Below are 16,533 nucleotides of genomic sequence, written 5' to 3' on the forward strand. Positions count from 1 at the left end.
TTTAAGTTTTGTTACACACTTGTAAAAACACATTCATTGTATTGTTGTTCAGCAAATAATAGAATAGAAAGTATTGATATGTGAGGAGGTGCCATAGAATGAACAACAATGAAATTTACGTCAGCCTTGACATCGGTACATCCAATATTAAAGTCATCGTCGGAGAAATGGCGGATGATTCGCTTAACATTATAGGTGTTGGAAATGTCCCTTCAGAAGGGTTAAAAAAAGGATCGATTGTTGATATAGATGAGACAGTTCATTCTATTAGACAAGCATTTGAACAGGCTGAAAGAATGGTAGGTTTTCCATTACAAAAGGCGATTGTCGGAATTAACGGAAACCACATTCATGTTCAGAATACGAGCGGCGTGGTCGCAGTATCTAGTGAAAACAAAGAAATACATGCTGAAGATGTGAGACGTGTCTTAGATGCTGCACAGGTAGTATCTATTCCTCAAGAACATCTCGTCGTAGACGTCATCCCGAGACAATTTATCGTCGACGGAAGAGATGAGATCACTGATCCGAAAAAAATGCTTGGTGTTCGGCTAGAGGTGGATGGATCGTTAATTACAGGTTCTAAAACGATTCTACATAACTGGCTCCGATGTGTAGAGAGAGCTGGAATTGAAATTATGGATATTTGCTTGCAGCCGCTCGCATCGGGCTCGGCAGCATTATCGAAAGATGAAAAAAATCTAGGGGTAGCTCTCGTCGATATTGGCGGCGGATCTACAACGATTTCCGTATTTGAAAACGGGCATCTCTATTCTACTCACAGTATCCCTTTGGGCGGAGAGAACATTACAAAAGATTTGTCTATAGGACTTAGAACTTCTACTGAAGAAGCTGAACGAATCAAAAAACAATTTGGACATGCGTTTTATGATGAGGCATCGTCTGAGGAAACATTTGAAGTTTCTGTCATCGGTACCGACCAGAAACAGACGTATACACAGCTTGAAGCGGCTAATATCATCGAAGCTCGGCTGGAAGAAATCTTGCTCTTTGTGGCAGAGGAATTAAGAAATATGGGTGTCCATGATTTGCCTGGCGGATTCGTTCTAACAGGTGGACAGGCAGCTATACCAGGTATCCTTTCTCTTGCACAAACGGTCTTGCAAAACAATGTTAGAATTGCAAGTCCGAATTATATTGGGGTGAGAGAACCTCAGTATATGACAGGAGTGGGTCTGATCCACTTTGCTTATCGCAATGCAAAGATTCAGGGCAGACAAGTTGGATTCCAAATGCCGGATGAGGCGTTTCATGAAGTAGGCGCATCCATGGAGCCGGTTTCTTCTGCACCACAAGTGAAAGAAGCGCAGCCAAGACCGAAAGTAAAACAAAAAGCACAAGAAGAGACAAATAAAAAACCGGGCAAAATGAAAAAACTATTTAATATGTTCTGGGAATAGAATTAGATTTTCGACGGATTAGGAGGATTCAGCATGTTGGAGTTTGAAACAAATATAGACGGCCTAGCATCAATTAAAGTAATCGGAGTAGGTGGAGGCGGAAATAACGCTGTCAACCGAATGATCGAAAATGACGTACAAGGTGTCGATTTCATTGCAGTCAACACAGATGCACAGGCGTTAAATCTATCAAAAGCAGAAACGAAAATGCAAATCGGTGCTAAGCTGACAAGAGGGCTTGGAGCAGGTGCGAATCCTGAAGTCGGTAAAAAAGCTGCTGAGGAAAGCAAAGAACAGATTGAAGAAGTATTAAAAGGCGCAGACATGGTCTTTGTTACTGCCGGTATGGGCGGTGGAACTGGTACGGGTGCTGCACCTGTCATTGCAAAAATCGCAAAAGATTCTGGTGCATTGACAGTTGGAGTCGTGACTCGTCCTTTCACATTTGAAGGAAGAAAGCGTCAGCTTCAAGCAGTCGAAGGAATTGCTTCTATGAAGGAAGCAGTTGACACATTAATCGTCATTCCAAACGATCGCTTGCTTGAAATTGTTGATAAAAACACGCCAATGCTTGAAGCATTCCGTGCAGCAGATAACGTGCTAAGACAAGGTGTTCAAGGGATCTCAGATCTTATTGCTACACCAGGTTTAATTAACCTTGACTTTGCTGACGTGAAAACGATCATGTCCAATAAAGGTTCTGCTCTTATGGGTATCGGTGTTGCGACTGGTGAAAATCGTGCCGCTGAAGCTGCGAAGAAAGCTATTTCTTCACCACTTCTGGAAACGGCAATCGACGGTGCACAAGGTGTCATCATGAATATTACTGGTGGTACGAACCTAAGTCTTTATGAGGTACAAGAAGCAGCGGACATTGTGGCTTCTGCATCTGATGAAGATGTAAACATGATTTTCGGTTCTGTCATCAATGATAACTTGAAGGATGAAATTGTGGTAACCGTGATCGCAACTGGATTTATTGAGCAAGAGCCAGAGGTGTCAAAACCACAAAGAAATCCATTAGGGCAAGGATTAAAGCAAAATCAATCCATTCCTCAAAAACGTGAAGTAAAGCGTGAGGAACATCAGCAGTCATCATCTCAGCCGAGACAAAATACACAATCAAGCGATGATACGCTGGATATCCCAACGTTCTTGCGCAACCGTAATAAACGCTAATCGAGTATCACTCATCCCCTTCCACCGGAAGGGGATTTTTCATGTCTAATATATAAAGAAACCCGTATCACTACTAATCAAAAAGTCTTAAATGTGTCTTGGTTACTTTATCCAACATATGTATTTCGACTTAGAGTGATTAAGTAAAAAGAATCATTTTTAAATCCTATTACAAAAAGCGACAAAATGATGAACTTTATTTGACTACATTAAATAGAACACCATGAATCTTGTCATGAACAAAGGAAAGGGAGGAGTTAAACCCATACACTGTTTGACCATTTGAGGAGGAGGGATTTGATTGAAAGTGAAGTTTCGCAAAACCGCCGGCTATCGTTTGATGAGTCTTTTGGTGATTGGTACTTTAACGATGACAAGCTTTGGGATGGTTCAAGCAAAATCGACTTCTACCTCATATCAAGAGGAAGCTGTTTCCTCCAAGAAAACAAAAGCAAAGATCTCATCTAGATTAATGAAACAGTTTCAACAAGAAGACAAGGTGACCTTTTTAGTCAAAATGAAGGAACAAACCAATGTCAAAAAAGTGGCGAAGGATGCTGTGTCAAAAGCCAAAAAACAGAAGTTAACAGCTGCTAAAACGCAGTACACAAAAAGATCAGCTGTCGTATCAGAACTAAGAGCGACGTCTGAAGAGACGCAGGAAGCGCTGCTTGCTTATTTACAAAAAGCCCAAAAGAAAAAGCAAGTGAAGGATATTCATTCGTACTATATTGTGAATGGTCTCGCTGTGACGGGAACGAAAGAAGTCATGGAAAAGGTGGCTTCCTTCCCAGAAGTAGATCAAGTGCTGCCAAATGAAATCCGTCAAATCCATCGTCCTGTTGATTTGAAGACTTCAAAGAAAAACAAACAAATCAAAGCAGCAGATGGAATCGAGTGGAACATTTCTCACGTTCATGCCCCAGAAGCGTGGGCTTTAGGCTATGACGGAACTGGTACCGTTGTGGCAAGTATTGATACAGGTGTGGAATGGGATCATCCTGCATTAAAAGAAAAATACCGCGGATTTGACCCTGCACGTCCGAATGAACCCTCTCATGAATTCAATTGGTACGATGCAACGACAGGTTCTAAAGCGCCATACGATGATTTAGAGCATGGTACACATGTAACGGGAACGATGGTTGGCTCTGAGCCAAATGGAGAGAATCAAATTGGAGTCGCACCAGGTGCAAAATGGATCGCGGTGAAAGCTTTCTCAGAAGATGGTGGATCAGATGCTGATCTGCTTGAGGCAGGTGAATGGATTTTAGCTCCAAAAGATGAAAACGGAACCCCTCATCCAGAAAAGGCGCCAGATGTGGTCAATAATTCTTGGGGCGGTGGACCCGGTCTTGATGATTGGTATAAAGATGTGGTCAATGCTTGGAGAGCAGCGGACATCTTCCCAGAGTTTTCAGCTGGTAATACGGATTTATTTAACCCTGGCGGTGAGGGATCTATTGCAAATCCTGCGAACTATCCCGAAGCCTTTGCGACGGGTGCAACAGATCAAAACAACAAACTGGGTTCTTTCTCTTTGCAAGGTCCCTCTCCATATGGGGTCATGAAACCAGATATTGCGGCCCCAGGGGTAAATATTCGTTCTTCTATTCCTGGGAAAGGGTATGAGGATGGCTGGAATGGAACCTCGATGGCAGGTCCGCATGTTTCAGCTGTTGTGGCTCTTCTGCGCCAAGTACAGTCAGATCTGTCTGTTGAAGAGATCGAAGAAATTCTCATTGATACTGCAAAACCGCTGACAGATCAGCAATTCCCGGAATCCCCTAACAATGGCTATGGGGCAGGATTAGTTGATGCAAAAGAAGCCATCACAGCATTAACAGATGGAATTGGCAAGATTGAAGGACAGGTAACAAAAGAGGGAGAAGATACAGAACCACCTGTTTTTTCTCATAAAGGACCGAATGAAATTTTTGCCTCTACACCAACACCTCTAAGTATTACAGCAGAAGATGAAGTAGCGGTGACAAATGTCTCCTTGAGCTATCAAGTGGATCAAGGGAAAAGGGAGACGCTGCAAGCAAAACGAACGGATGGAAATCATTTAAAAGGGACATATGTTGTCCAGCTCCCAGAACTTGAGGGAGAAAACGTCACGTACCGATGGATTGTGAAAGATTTTGGAGAAAATGAAGCTGCATCAGAACCGTATACGCTTCCGATTAAAACATCCATCACGACTGGCTACTCGCAAGATTTTGAAGCTTGGCCAAGTGGATGGTTCAGTGGTGGAACAAAAGATCCTTGGCAGTGGGGGAAGCCGACCACAGGTCCGAAACAGGCCTTTACTGGAGATCATGTCTACGCCACAAACCTAGACAGTCCTTATGAAAATCAAACAGATGCTCATTTATCTATGCCGATGATTGCGGTACCTGAGTCAGGCGCCTCCTTTTTACAATATCAATACTGGCATGACCTTGAAGCAAATTATGACTATGTGCATATGCATGTGCAGCCTGAGGGGGAAGATGCTGTCCAAGTGGCAGCCTACACAGGCAAAACAAGTGGATGGACAAAAGGAGAAGTTGATTTATCTGCCTACAAAGGTCAGAACGTGAGAGTTATTTTTCAGATAAGAACGGATGGCAGTGTGACAAAAGACGGTTTTTATTTAGATGATGTGAAAATAACAGATCAAGCCTTGCCTCAAAAGGCAAAGAAACAGCTTGGCGTCATCAAAAAAGAAAAGCCAGCACAGGAGCAGAAGAAACCTGTCGATCCGAATAGTGCAAAGCCGGCTAAAATAAAAGAAAAACATGTCCAGATGAAAAAGGAAAAAAGCTTAGATGCTCCGTCTATCAAAGCTCTTCCGATGAAGGCAGAAATCAGTGTTCTTGAAAGCGGCAAGTCCACGTACACAGATGAAGCGACAGGGAGATATCAGCTTTCTCATGGTGCAGGGGAATTTACAGTGAAAGCTGAAGCATATGGCTTTGAATCACGCACACAAAAAGTCAATATTTCTGCAAATGATCAAGCAGAGGCAAATTTCTCCCTGCAGCCACTAGAAAAACGAACGATATCTGGCACAATTGTCAATGAAACAACGGGTGAAAAAGTAAAGGATGCTACGGTTTATCTTGTAGAGGATGCGAAAATTGAGCCGGTGAAAACAGATGAATCTGGCGAGTTTTCTCTAGAGGCATTGAGCGGTGTGTATACAGTCAAAGTATTTGCGAAAGGGTTTAAAGGATATTCGTTTACAGCCGATGTGACAGAAAAGCCGCTTGAAAAAGCAATCAAGCTGGAACCTTTCATCGGTTTTGCTGGCGAAATTGGCTACGATGACGGAACACCTGAAAATGCGCGGGCGTTCTATGATCCTGGTAATGGCTGGGCGGTGAAATTTTCATTAGAAAAAGGGAAGAAACTAGCGCAGGTCACAGGGGGGCTTTTCCGTTTCTGGACAACAGAGTGGCCAGCCCCTGGCGGGAATGAATTTGCGGTTGAAGTGTATGATGCTTCTGGGAAGGACGGCGCTCCAGGTGAAAAAATTGCGGGACCTTTTAAAGCGAATGCGCTGCGTAATGGTGAATGGACAAAAGTAGATTTAGAAGATCAAGCCATTACGGTGGATGGAGATTTCTATCTTGTCTATATTCAAACGAAAAAGAATACGGAATCTCCAGGCCTTGCAACAGATGAAGATGGACCAAATGCTGAAAGAAGCTGGCAGCTGACAAGCGGTGCCTTTTCTCCTTCCCCAAAAGAAGAGGGAAATTATATGATTCGTGCGCTTGTCCAATATGAAGCAGATGTACCAGAAATAACATCTCCAAAGGCTGGAACGATCACGAACAAAGATGAACTGGAGATTGAAGGTAAAGCCTCTCCAGGGCTTGATGTAGCGATCTATCAAAACGATGAAGAGATTGCCAAAGTGAAAGCAGATCAGTCGGGTGCTTTCAAAGAGAAGGTTACAGTGTCTAGCGGAGAGCATGTATTCACGGCTGCTACTGTTACGGATAAAGGCGCAACGAAAAAATCCAAATCAGTCAAGGTGATCATTGATCAAACAGCCCCAGTTTTAACGATAGATACACCAAAAAAAGGGGAAAAGTCTAACAAAGAATCACTCACTGTAGAAGGAAAGGTGACGGATGATCATCTTGATGAGGTCACTGTGAATGGAAAAAAAGCAGCAATAAAAGATGGGAAATATTCTGCAAGAATCCTGCTTGAAAACGGGAAAAATACGATCAAAGTAACAGCAAAAGATGCAGCAGGAAACAAAACGACTAAAAAAGTCGATATCGATGTTCAATACGAAGCGCCTGAGATTTCTAAGCTGACACCAGCAGAGAATGTCAATCTATCATCAGGTGAGTCTGTTAAAATTTCATTTAACAGCAGAGAAAAGCTAGACGCAACGTTTGTCATTCATATGCCGCTGACAAACGCGAGATCAAAGCTGCAAAATACAACAGAGCTGCCGCTTCGTGAGGTAGCCGGCGGAACATATGAAGGCTACTGGACAGCTACTTCTACCGCTAAAGCAAAAGGTGCAGTCATTGAAGTGATTGTGCGGGATGATTATGGAAATGTTACTCGACAAAAGGCTCCAGGCACATTAAATATCAATGAAAAATAATCCTTTAAAAAGGCACAACTCCTTGGAGCGTGTCTTTTTTCGTTTCGAATAATTGTTTGTAAGCTTGTCCGGAAGCACACTCTCTTTCTTTGTGCTCTCATTCCTCGACAAAAACAATAACAATCCACCAAAAGTTCTCTATCATCCCCAACAAGAATTGACAGACTTCCATCTCTTGGCTGTTTTATACTGGTACAAACAAGTGCAAGTACTGCTTTTGATTCTTTGTTTCAGATGAAAGGAGCAGAAGGTGGTCATTTATTTAGATGTGATTTGGCTGTTAAACTTTTGTTTTGATCTATTGCTTCTCTTACTCACTGCATTTATTCTCAAACGACAAGTAAAAAAACGGCGATATATGTTAGGAGCTCTGATTGGATCGAGCATTGTTCTCTTGCTCTTTACACCATTTGCAATGTTTGTGTCACACCCTTTAGGCAAACTGCTTTTTTCTGTCTTGATCGTGCTTGTCACTTTTGGATTTCAAAGATTTCGATCCTTTTTTCAAAACCTGTTTGCTTTTTACTTTGTCACATTTTTGATGGGAGGAGGCATGATCGGGGTTCATTCGTTTTTACAAACCAATACTGTTATTCAAGACGGGCTACTGATTTCACAAAATGATGGCTTTGGTGATCCCATTAGCTGGCTTTTTGTTTTAACCGGCTTTCCTGCGATTTGGCTGTTTTCAAAGAAACGATTAGGAGAGGTCGGTGCGAAAAAAAGACAGTTTGATGAACAAGTCCTTGCGGAGATACACATTCAAGGAGAGACCATCCGCTTAAAGGGACTCGTCGATTCTGGCAATCAGCTGTATGATCCTATGACGAAAACACCTGTGATGATCGTTCAAGCAGATGAGCTCATGTCCATTTGCGGAGAGCCATTTATAGAGCTTATGAAGCAGTCTCATCCTGTTGAAGTGATGCAAAAGCTCGATGATCAATTTCCGCTTCTTGATCGTTTAAGACTTGTTCCATATCGAGCGGTCGGTCATGATCAAGGGTTTCTTCTATGCTTAAAACCAGATACGGTCATCATTTATTCAAAAACGCATATGATCCAGCCAGCCAAGTGTTTTGTAGGCATGAGTCTGAGCGGTTTATCAGCAGATCAGGAATTTCAATCCATCATTCATCCAGATATGTTAGACGGAAAAATCATCCAAGGGGTGTCTTAAGTTTTGGTGATGTCTTTTATCTTACGAGGTCAACTTGACATTTAGAAGGGAGAAGAAGATGAAAAAATTAAAATTTAAACTCACTTACTACTGGTATAAACTCCTCATGAAGCTAGGTCTTAAGAGTGATGAGATTTATTATATTGGTGGTAGTGAGGCGCTGCCGCCGCCATTATCAAAGGATGAAGAGCAGGAACTGCTTGTCAAATTACCAAAAGGTGATCAAACAGCAAGGGCCATCCTGATTGAAAGAAATTTGCGGTTGGTGGTCTACATCGCAAGAAAATTTGAAAACACAGGGATTAATATTGAGGATTTAATTAGTATTGGAACTATTGGTCTAATTAAGGCAGTCAATACATTTAACCCAGAAAAAAAGATCAAGCTTGCGACGTATGCTTCGAGATGTATTGAAAACGAGATTTTGATGTATTTGCGCCGAAATAATAAAATTCGTTCAGAAGTGTCGTTTGATGAGCCGCTCAACATTGATTGGGACGGAAATGAACTGCTTTTATCAGACGTACTTGGAACAGATGATGATATTATCACACGGGATATTGAAGCAAATGTAGATAAAAAACTTTTGAAAAAAGCGCTGGAGCAATTAAATGACCGTGAAAAACAGATCATGGAGCTCAGATTCGGCTTGGTTGGCGGTGAGGAAAAAACCCAAAAAGATGTCGCTGACATGCTAGGCATTTCCCAGTCGTATATTTCAAGGCTTGAAAAAAGAATTATTAAACGATTACAAAAAGAATTTAACAAAATGGTCTAAAAAAATTTTTAAAAAAGCTCTGTCCCTCTGCTGTCAAAGGAATCAACTTCTTTTCTCATGATTCTCGTCATCACTCGTGCATATTTTTCCATCCCAAGGAGATACTGAACTTTGTACAACAGCTCCTGTAGGGAGGGAAAAAAGTGTCCAGAAATAAAGTGGAAATCTGCGGAGTCGACACCTCCAAACTGCCTGTTCTGAAAAACGAAGAGATGAGAAAATTGTTCAGACAGCTGCAAGATGAGGGTGACGATACAGCAAGAGAAAAGCTAGTCAATGGCAATTTGCGGTTGGTTTTAAGTGTGATTCAGCGTTTTAACAACAGAGGCGAGTATGTGGATGATCTCTTCCAAGTAGGCTGTATCGGATTAATGAAATCAATTGATAATTTTGATTTAAGCCACAATGTCAGATTTTCAACTTATGCGGTCCCTATGATCATAGGAGAAATCCGTCGATACTTGCGTGATAACAACCCAATTCGGGTGTCTCGTTCACTAAGAGATATTGCCTACAAAGCGCTTCAGGTTCGTGAGAGGCTGATTAGTGAGACAAGCAAGGAGCCAACGGCAGAAGACATTGCCAAAGTGCTGGAAGTGCCTCATGAGGAAATTGTCTTTGCCCTAGATGCGATTCAAGATCCTGTTTCTTTGTTTGAACCGATCTATAATGACGGAGGAGATCCGATTTATGTGATGGATCAAATTAGTGATGAACGGAACAAAGACACACAATGGGTAGAGGAATTGGCCTTAAAAGAGGGAATGCGCCGACTGAATGATCGAGAAAAAATGATTCTTCGCAAACGCTTCTTCCAAGGAAAAACGCAAATGGAAGTCGCTGAAGAGATCGGGATTTCTCAAGCACAAGTCTCAAGACTTGAAAAAGCAGCCATCAAACAAATGAATAAAAACATCTTTTAAAGCCGCCGCTTCATGTGCGGCTTTTTTCATTCTTGGAAAGAGCACGTCTCTAGTATTGACTCTGTTATTTTTTTCATTTAATCTGTTTTTAACAAATGTTATTTAAGATATCATTTGTTAGGAAACACTTAAGCGGAAAGAAGGGTTATTATGACATTCCATGATGAAAGAAGGCTGCTCATTAAGGTTGCGCATATGTATTATGAAGAAGGCGCCACTCAATCTAAAATAGCAGAAGCGGTTGGGGTTAGCCGTTCACTCATATCGAAATATTTGGCAAAAGCACGTGAAGCAGGAATCGTGGAAATCATTATTCATGATGAAATGAATCAACAATATGGATCTTTAGAAAGAAAAATAGAGCGGAAATACGGGCTGCGAGAAGTCGTCTGTGTGGAAACGCTCAGCCAAGAAACAACAAAAAGCCGAATCGGCGCTGCGGCGGCTGGCTTTTTATTAAAAGTCATGAAGGATGGACAAGTTATCGGTTTTTCCTCAGGAACCACTTTGCATGAAATGGCGAAAGCGCTTACGTCAGTTCAGCATTACCCATCCGTGACATTTGTTCCGCTTGTCGGGGGTGTGGGAAACGAAGATGTTGATATCCATGCCAATTATATTATTGCGAGATGCACAGAGGCACTCAAATCTAAATGTGAGTTTTTACATGTGCCTGTCATGCTTGATACGAAAGAAGCGAAGGATGTACTAATTCGGCAGCCGTCAATCAAAAAAGTGATTGAACTAGGAGAATCATCAAATATTGCGGTTGTCGGGATTGGCGGGGTTCCGCAGCATTCAACGATGGTGAAATCTTATATGACAAGCGGTGAGGAGGATATTCTTCAAGCGAAGGATGTAGCGGGTGACATTTGCTATAACTTTATTGATCACCAAGGGGAAGTGTATCCTCACCCATGGAACGACAGGGTAATGGGCATAAGCCCGCAAAAGCTGAAAGAAATCCCGCTTGTCATTGGTGTCGCTGGAGGAGAAGAAAAAGTTGAAGCGATCCGGGCAGCATTAGCAGGTGGATTAATACATGTATTAATTACGGATGAACGAACAGGAGATGCCTTATTAAAGTAACTACCTAATATGATTAGGTAGTTTTTTTGAGTCTTTAGACTCAAAAAGATTGAAAATTTTATCGATTTTAGCTTGACACAAAGTTGACACATCATATAAACTAAGTTCATAACAAATGATAAATAAAATAACAAATGTTACAATAAACAGATTTTTGTTAATTTTTATAACATTTGTTAAAAGTTTCAGATTATTTTTCTAGCAATCTACCCGAGAAGCAAGAAAACCTGAAAGGATGATTTAGATGTCAATCTATCAACAGTTGTTAGCTCGAGAACGCAGTGGAGATCCAATCAAAGTAGGAATTATTGGGGCAGGCCAAATGGGCTTTGGACTTATTTCACAAATTTCTAAAATTCCAGGCATGATTGTAGCAGGTGTTTGTGATATTCACCTTAGTGCAGCAGAGAAGGCAGCGAATTTTTACAAGCAGCATGCGAAGCCGCATCAAATGGTCGTCACAAATGATTATAGAGAAGTAATTCAATCAGATTTTGTGGAAGTTGTCGTAGATGCAACAGGAGTGCCAGAGGTCGGAGCAAACATTTCTTTGGAAGCGCTTAATTCAAAGAAACATCTCGTTCTTTTAAATGTAGAAGTTGATATTACCATCGGTTTGGTGATGCATAAATTATTCACAAATGCAGGACTTGTTTATTCTGGATCAGCTGGAGACGAACCGGCAGCAACACTAGAATTATATGAATTTGCAAAAACAATGGGACTTGAGGTGCTCGTTGCTGGGAAAGGCAAGAACAACCCATTCTTCCCAGAAGCAAATCCAGATACGTGTAAAGCAGAAGCAGATAGTAAACATATGAGTGCACATATGCTCGCTGCCTTCCAAGACGGAACAAAAACAATGGCAGAAATGAACTTATTAAGTAACGCGACAGGGCTTTTGCCAGATAAAGTCGGTATGCACGGAGTCGAAGCAAATTTAGAGAATGTAGCAGATAAATTGAATCAAAAACAACAAGGCGGCGTGCTCGATCACTTCGGAGTCGTTGAATATGTAAATGGACTTGCTCCAGGCGTATTCGTTATCGTCAAGAGTGATCTAGAGCCAGTAGATGAAGAGCTTCGTTACTTAAAAGTTGGAAAAGGTCCTCACTACACGCTTTACCGTCCTTTCCACTTAGCGAGTCTTGAAACACCTGTTACCATCGCAAAAGCGGTCTTACAGCATGATTCATCGATCCACCCGATTGGTGTACCAGTGTCAGAAACAGTCGCTGTTGCGAAAAGAGATATTAAAGCAGGGGAATCACTTGACGGAATTGGCGGATTCTCCGTAAGAGGTGTACTTGAAACGCATCAAGACATGAAAACGAACGGTCACATTCCAATTGGCTTAATCAGCGGAAAAGTTGTAGCGAAAAAAGACATCAAATTAGGACAGTTCCTTACTCATGATGATGTAGAGCTTGATTCAAACACAACCGTCTGGAAGCTGCGTTCATTACAAGATCACTTATTTCAATCATAAGGACGTGAAGCTATGGAAAAATTAGCAATCGTACTTTGTATCATTCTCATTGTGCAGTATGGGTTATCTTTTATTCAAATCAAGTATTACCGCAAAAGCATGGACTCACTGATTGATGACTACAGAGGGAAACAGGGCTATCACTTATTTTCAGGAATGGAACGGCGCAAAGTTGGCCCTGGGGCCATTGCGCTCATCATTGTGGATGAATCGTATATCATTCAAAAATGCCATGTGCTTGGCGGCGTATCGATCTTATCTAAATTTAAAGAAGTCCCTGCATATGAAGGCAAGCATGTAGGGACTGTGCTGGACGAGCACCACATGATGAAGAAGACGTTGAAAAAGCGCAAAAAAGCGCCAGCTGTCATGCAAGCACTTTCCATGGCGGCTGAGCAGGCACTTGTCTCGATTTCGAAAAAAAATATAACAAATGTGAACTAAAGAAAGGGGAGATGAAACATGGAATGGATTCAATGGTTTGGAGAGCACTTTATCGGAATGTTTGAAGCCGGCGGAAAGCAATTCATGGGTCTGATTACAGGTATCGTTCCAACGCTTGTTGTGTTACTTACTTTCACTTATGCTGTCATGAAATTTATTGGAGAAGAGCGAGTGAATAGAGCCATTCAGTTTGCAGCGAAATATACCATTTTGCGCTACACGTTAATGCCGATCTTATCTGTTCTTATTTTGACAAACCCAATGGCTTATACGTTTGGTCGCTTCTTACCTGAAAAACAAAAACCAGCATTCTATGATTCAGCTGTTTCATTTGTTCATCCGGTGACATCACTGTTCCCGTATGCCAACGCAGGAGAACTATTTGTCTACTTAGGAATTGCGAACGGGATTAAAGAAGCTGGATATTCAATGTCAGAGCTTGCTGTTCGTTACTTCTTAGTCGGGATCGTCGTCATTTTACTACGCGGAATCATTACTGAATGGATTACAAAATATTTAGCAGGAAAAATGAAAGCGAATTCACAATAGGGGAGGGTTAGACATGACAAACCACAAAGTATTTGTTGCAAAAGGTGCTGGCGGATGGGGAGAAGGCTTAGAGCTTGAACCAACTGGTAAAAGAAGAAAGGTTGTTTCCATTACAGGGGGAGGCATTCACCCGGTTGCACGTAAAATTGCAGAAATGACAGGGACAGAAGCATGTGACGGCTTTAAAAACTCTATACCAGAAGATGAAATGATGTGTGTTGTCATTGACTGCGGGGGAACGGCGCGAATCGGACTTTATCCAATGAAACGCATTCCAACTGTAGACGTTTTGGCATCCTCTCCTTCTGGGCCGCTTGCTAAACATATTACAGAAGATATCTTCGTATCAGGCGTAACAGAAAAAGATATTTCCTATGCAGAAGCATCTGATGGTGAGTCGAAAGCAGAAGGTCAGGAAAACAGTGAGTCGATTGACAAAGAGAATTTCAAAGAAACGTATGCAAAGCTGAAAGAGGAAAATATTGAGCGGCAGGAAAAAGGCAATTTCCTGATGAGATTCTCACGCGGAATCGGGAAAGTCACCGGTACGTTCTACCAGGCCGGCCGTGATTCTGTTGATATGCTTTTGAAAAACATTATTCCATTTATGGCATTTGTCAGTATGTTAATTGGAATTATCAATTATACAAAAATCGGTGATCTGATTGCCCATTTTCTATCACCTTTGGCAGGATCTCTTTGGGGGCTTTTACTGCTCGTTGTGGTCTGTACACTGCCGTTCCTATCACCTGTCTTAGGACCTGGTGCAGTCATTGCCCAAGTCATCGGTGTTCTGATTGGTAGTCAAATTGCACTAGGAAACATTCCGCCTCAATTTGCACTTCCTGCACTATTTGCCATCAACGGTCAAGTAGGGTGTGATTTTATTCCAGTGGGGCTGTCACTTGGTGAAGCGAAGCCGGAAACGGTACAATATGGGGTACCAGCTGTTTTGTATAGCCGTCTTATTACAGGGGTTCTATCTGTTGTGATCGCATACGTTGCCAGCTTCGGTATGTATTAAACGTATTAAAGGAGGAATCGAGATACATGGTAACACAATCTGTTGTAAAAGAAATTGGGATCTTAGTCCCGCAATTTAAAGAAGATAAGCTGATTGTTTTATTTGGACCCGCAGCGCCGCAGGAATTAAGAGATATGTCTGTCATTCATGAGTTCGAACATCTAGAAGAAGAGCCGCTGAAGCTAGGCGGAACCATTCAAGTGGGTGATCAAACGTACACGATCACAGCCCTCGGCAATAAAGCAAATGACAACTTTAAAGAGCTCGGCCATATTTCGATCTACTTCCAAGAGCCGTTTGATGATGTATTACCAGGAGCTGTTTTTGCATCACCGCACACGTTTCCTGATATAAAAGAAGGCGTACGAATTGAAATTTCGTAACCTTGTAAAAAAGCTGTTCCTAAATTGGAGCAGCTTTTTTATATGAGGTTTACCAGAAAGAGCATTTACGATATGCTGTAAACATTCATTATTTGTATATTCAGAATTTTTACTCAGGAGGAAGTTATGGTGTCACTTGAATTGAAGAATGTTTCGTTAAAAAGAAATGGGAAATGGCTGCTGCAGTCTGTTGACTGGCTGGTAAATAAGCAGGAACACTGGGTGCTTTACGGTTTAAATGGTGCGGGAAAAACCGCTTTATTAAATATGCTCTGCTCCTATTATTTCCCCACGTCAGGCGAGATGACAGTGCTGGGACATGTCTTTGGCAAGGAAGCTCTTGGTGAAAAGCTCAGGAGGAAAATTGGTCTCATCTCAGCGGGACTTGAAAAGAAATTACACAGAGACGACAATGCATTTGAAATTGTTTTGAGCGGCGCATTTGCTTCTATCGGGCTTTATGAAACCCCGACAGATGAAATGAGAGAGAAAGCCATTGATCTATTAAAAGCGTTTGGTTCATTCAAATATGCCAACAGAACATATGAAACCCTCTCACAGGGAGAGAAGCAAAAAGTCTTGATTGCGAGAGCTTTAATGAATGATCCGCAGCTCTTGATTTTAGATGAACCTGTGACGGGTCTTGACTTTTTAGCAAGAGAGCAAGTGCTGGAGACCATCTCATTTATTGCAGCAAAGCCTGATGCGCCTACTTTGCTCTATACGACCCATCATGCAGAGGAGATTCTGCCTGTTTTTCAGCACACCTTATTATTAAAAGATGGAGCTGTTTTTGATCAAGGAGAAACGAAAGAAATGATGACAAGCGGCTTGCTTTCTTCTTTTTTTGAATGTCCTGTAGATGTCATGTGGAGAAATGGCCGTCCGCATTTAAGTAAATTGTAGATAAAAGAAACTATTGGTCTGCGTCCCTGCTTTTCCATCATACATATTATAGTAGAAAACGAAAGGCGGGGAAGGACAGATGATCAGTATTTCTGAATTCCAAATCAAGGATGTCGTCGATGTATCCAGCGGAAAAAAACTAGGCACCATTGGGGACATTGATATCAATGTCACAAGCGGTAAAATCCAAGCGATTATCATTGGCGGCACAGGTAAAATGATGGGATTTTTCGGAAAAGAAGAGGAAATGATTGTCCCATGGCGAAATATAGTAAAAATTGGCGAAGATGTGATACTTGTCCGCTTGTCTTCTTAATTTGTATAATCCCTCAAGAATCATTCAATTTTTCCTTAAAATAAACTCTTCATTCTTAGCAAACAATGTCTTTTTCGGGTAAAAAGATTACGTTTTCATATCAATTTGTAAAAAAACCTGCAGAAAGGGCACATTTGAGTGTAATATTTAATGAATCCCACTAACTGTCTATGCATGTCTTGTGGTAAAATAGGAGCGAAATAAAGAGAGATGAATGAAAGGTGGGAGGCAGCT

14 protein-coding genes are annotated in these 16,533 nt (G+C 41.6%); all 14 read left to right on the plus strand.

Annotated elements, in window-relative coordinates:
• Positions 1-98 precede the first annotated feature (98 nt).
• The 14 genes from ftsA (at position 99) to AWT60_RS08960 (ending at position 16,299) form a co-directional block, all read left to right on the plus strand.
• Entirely contained in the window at positions 99-1,421 is a 1,323-nt protein-coding gene (gene ftsA, locus AWT60_RS08895; RefSeq protein ID WP_041108908.1) for a cell division protein FtsA, read from the plus strand.
• Between the two features lie 33 nt (positions 1,422-1,454).
• Positions 1,455-2,600 carry a cell division protein FtsZ gene (ftsZ, locus tag AWT60_RS08900; protein ID WP_024426931.1) on the plus strand — a complete coding sequence of 382 codons (1,146 nt, stop codon included), beginning with the start codon at positions 1,455-1,457 and terminating at the stop codon, positions 2,598-2,600.
• A 301-nt stretch (positions 2,601-2,901) separates the two neighbouring features.
• Positions 2,902-7,218 carry a S8 family peptidase gene (locus AWT60_RS08905; RefSeq protein ID WP_218677145.1) on the plus strand — a complete coding sequence of 1,439 codons (4,317 nt, stop codon included), beginning with the start codon at positions 2,902-2,904 and terminating at the stop codon, positions 7,216-7,218.
• 250 nt (positions 7,219-7,468) lie between these two features.
• Positions 7,469-8,398, plus strand: a complete 930-nt coding sequence (gene spoIIGA / locus AWT60_RS08910) for a sigma-E processing peptidase SpoIIGA (protein WP_041108912.1) — start codon at positions 7,469-7,471, stop codon at positions 8,396-8,398.
• Positions 8,399-8,456: 58 nt separating this feature from the next.
• Complete coding sequence (gene sigE, locus AWT60_RS08915; RefSeq protein ID WP_007499746.1) at positions 8,457-9,176, plus strand: RNA polymerase sporulation sigma factor SigE; 720 nt, start codon at positions 8,457-8,459, stop codon at positions 9,174-9,176.
• A gap of 143 nt (positions 9,177-9,319) precedes the next feature.
• Complete coding sequence (gene sigG / locus AWT60_RS08920) at positions 9,320-10,099, plus strand: RNA polymerase sporulation sigma factor SigG (RefSeq protein WP_034317964.1); 780 nt, start codon at positions 9,320-9,322, stop codon at positions 10,097-10,099.
• A gap of 150 nt (positions 10,100-10,249) precedes the next feature.
• Complete coding sequence (locus tag AWT60_RS08925; protein ID WP_218677146.1) at positions 10,250-11,188, plus strand: sugar-binding transcriptional regulator; 939 nt, start codon at positions 10,250-10,252, stop codon at positions 11,186-11,188.
• Positions 11,189-11,432: 244 nt separating this feature from the next.
• Positions 11,433-12,677, plus strand: coding sequence for an NAD(P)H-dependent oxidoreductase (locus AWT60_RS08930; protein WP_087975473.1), 1,245 nt, complete (start codon positions 11,433-11,435; stop codon positions 12,675-12,677).
• Positions 12,678-12,689: 12 nt separating this feature from the next.
• On the plus strand, positions 12,690-13,121 hold the full coding sequence (locus tag AWT60_RS08935) for a transcriptional regulator GutM (protein WP_087977397.1): 432 nt from the start codon (positions 12,690-12,692) through the stop codon (positions 13,119-13,121).
• Between the two features lie 18 nt (positions 13,122-13,139).
• Positions 13,140-13,670 carry a PTS glucitol/sorbitol transporter subunit IIC gene (gene srlA / locus AWT60_RS08940; RefSeq protein ID WP_024424246.1) on the plus strand — a complete coding sequence of 177 codons (531 nt, stop codon included), beginning with the start codon at positions 13,140-13,142 and terminating at the stop codon, positions 13,668-13,670.
• Between the two features lie 13 nt (positions 13,671-13,683).
• Positions 13,684-14,694, plus strand: a complete 1,011-nt coding sequence (srlE, locus tag AWT60_RS08945) for a PTS glucitol/sorbitol transporter subunit IIB (protein WP_041108918.1) — start codon at positions 13,684-13,686, stop codon at positions 14,692-14,694.
• A 26-nt stretch (positions 14,695-14,720) separates the two neighbouring features.
• Positions 14,721-15,077 carry a PTS glucitol/sorbitol transporter subunit IIA gene (locus tag AWT60_RS08950; RefSeq protein ID WP_007499733.1) on the plus strand — a complete coding sequence of 119 codons (357 nt, stop codon included), beginning with the start codon at positions 14,721-14,723 and terminating at the stop codon, positions 15,075-15,077.
• A gap of 129 nt (positions 15,078-15,206) precedes the next feature.
• A complete protein-coding gene (locus tag AWT60_RS08955; protein ID WP_041108919.1) occupies positions 15,207-15,983 on the plus strand; it encodes an ABC transporter ATP-binding protein in 777 nt (258 codons plus the stop codon).
• Between the two features lie 79 nt (positions 15,984-16,062).
• Positions 16,063-16,299, plus strand: a complete 237-nt coding sequence (locus AWT60_RS08960) for a YlmC/YmxH family sporulation protein (RefSeq protein WP_008344958.1) — start codon at positions 16,063-16,065, stop codon at positions 16,297-16,299.
• Positions 16,300-16,533: the final 234 nt, after the last annotated feature.

Origin of the sequence: Bacillus sp. F2HM, from assembly GCF_019266135.1 — a bacterium.
GTDB lineage: Bacteria > Bacillota > Bacilli > Bacillales > Bacillaceae > Bacillus > Bacillus safensis.

What these genes read in the sequence shown, in the direction of transcription:
- ftsA (WP_041108908.1), top strand. Translation starts at nt 99, where the DNA reads ATGAACAACAATGAAATTTACGTCAGCCTTGACATCGGTACATCCAAT.
- ftsZ (WP_024426931.1), top strand. Translation starts at nt 1,455, where the DNA reads ATGTTGGAGTTTGAAACAAATATAGACGGCCTAGCATCAATTAAAGTA.
- AWT60_RS08950 (WP_007499733.1), top strand. Translation starts at nt 14,721, where the DNA reads ATGGTAACACAATCTGTTGTAAAAGAAATTGGGATCTTAGTCCCGCAA.
- AWT60_RS08925 (WP_218677146.1), top strand. Translation starts at nt 10,250, where the DNA reads ATGACATTCCATGATGAAAGAAGGCTGCTCATTAAGGTTGCGCATATG.
- sigE (WP_007499746.1), top strand. Translation starts at nt 8,457, where the DNA reads ATGAAAAAATTAAAATTTAAACTCACTTACTACTGGTATAAACTCCTC.
- srlA (WP_024424246.1), top strand. Translation starts at nt 13,140, where the DNA reads ATGGAATGGATTCAATGGTTTGGAGAGCACTTTATCGGAATGTTTGAA.
- AWT60_RS08930 (WP_087975473.1), top strand. Translation starts at nt 11,433, where the DNA reads ATGTCAATCTATCAACAGTTGTTAGCTCGAGAACGCAGTGGAGATCCA.
- AWT60_RS08935 (WP_087977397.1), top strand. Translation starts at nt 12,690, where the DNA reads ATGGAAAAATTAGCAATCGTACTTTGTATCATTCTCATTGTGCAGTAT.
- srlE (WP_041108918.1), top strand. Translation starts at nt 13,684, where the DNA reads ATGACAAACCACAAAGTATTTGTTGCAAAAGGTGCTGGCGGATGGGGA.
- AWT60_RS08960 (WP_008344958.1), top strand. Translation starts at nt 16,063, where the DNA reads ATGATCAGTATTTCTGAATTCCAAATCAAGGATGTCGTCGATGTATCC.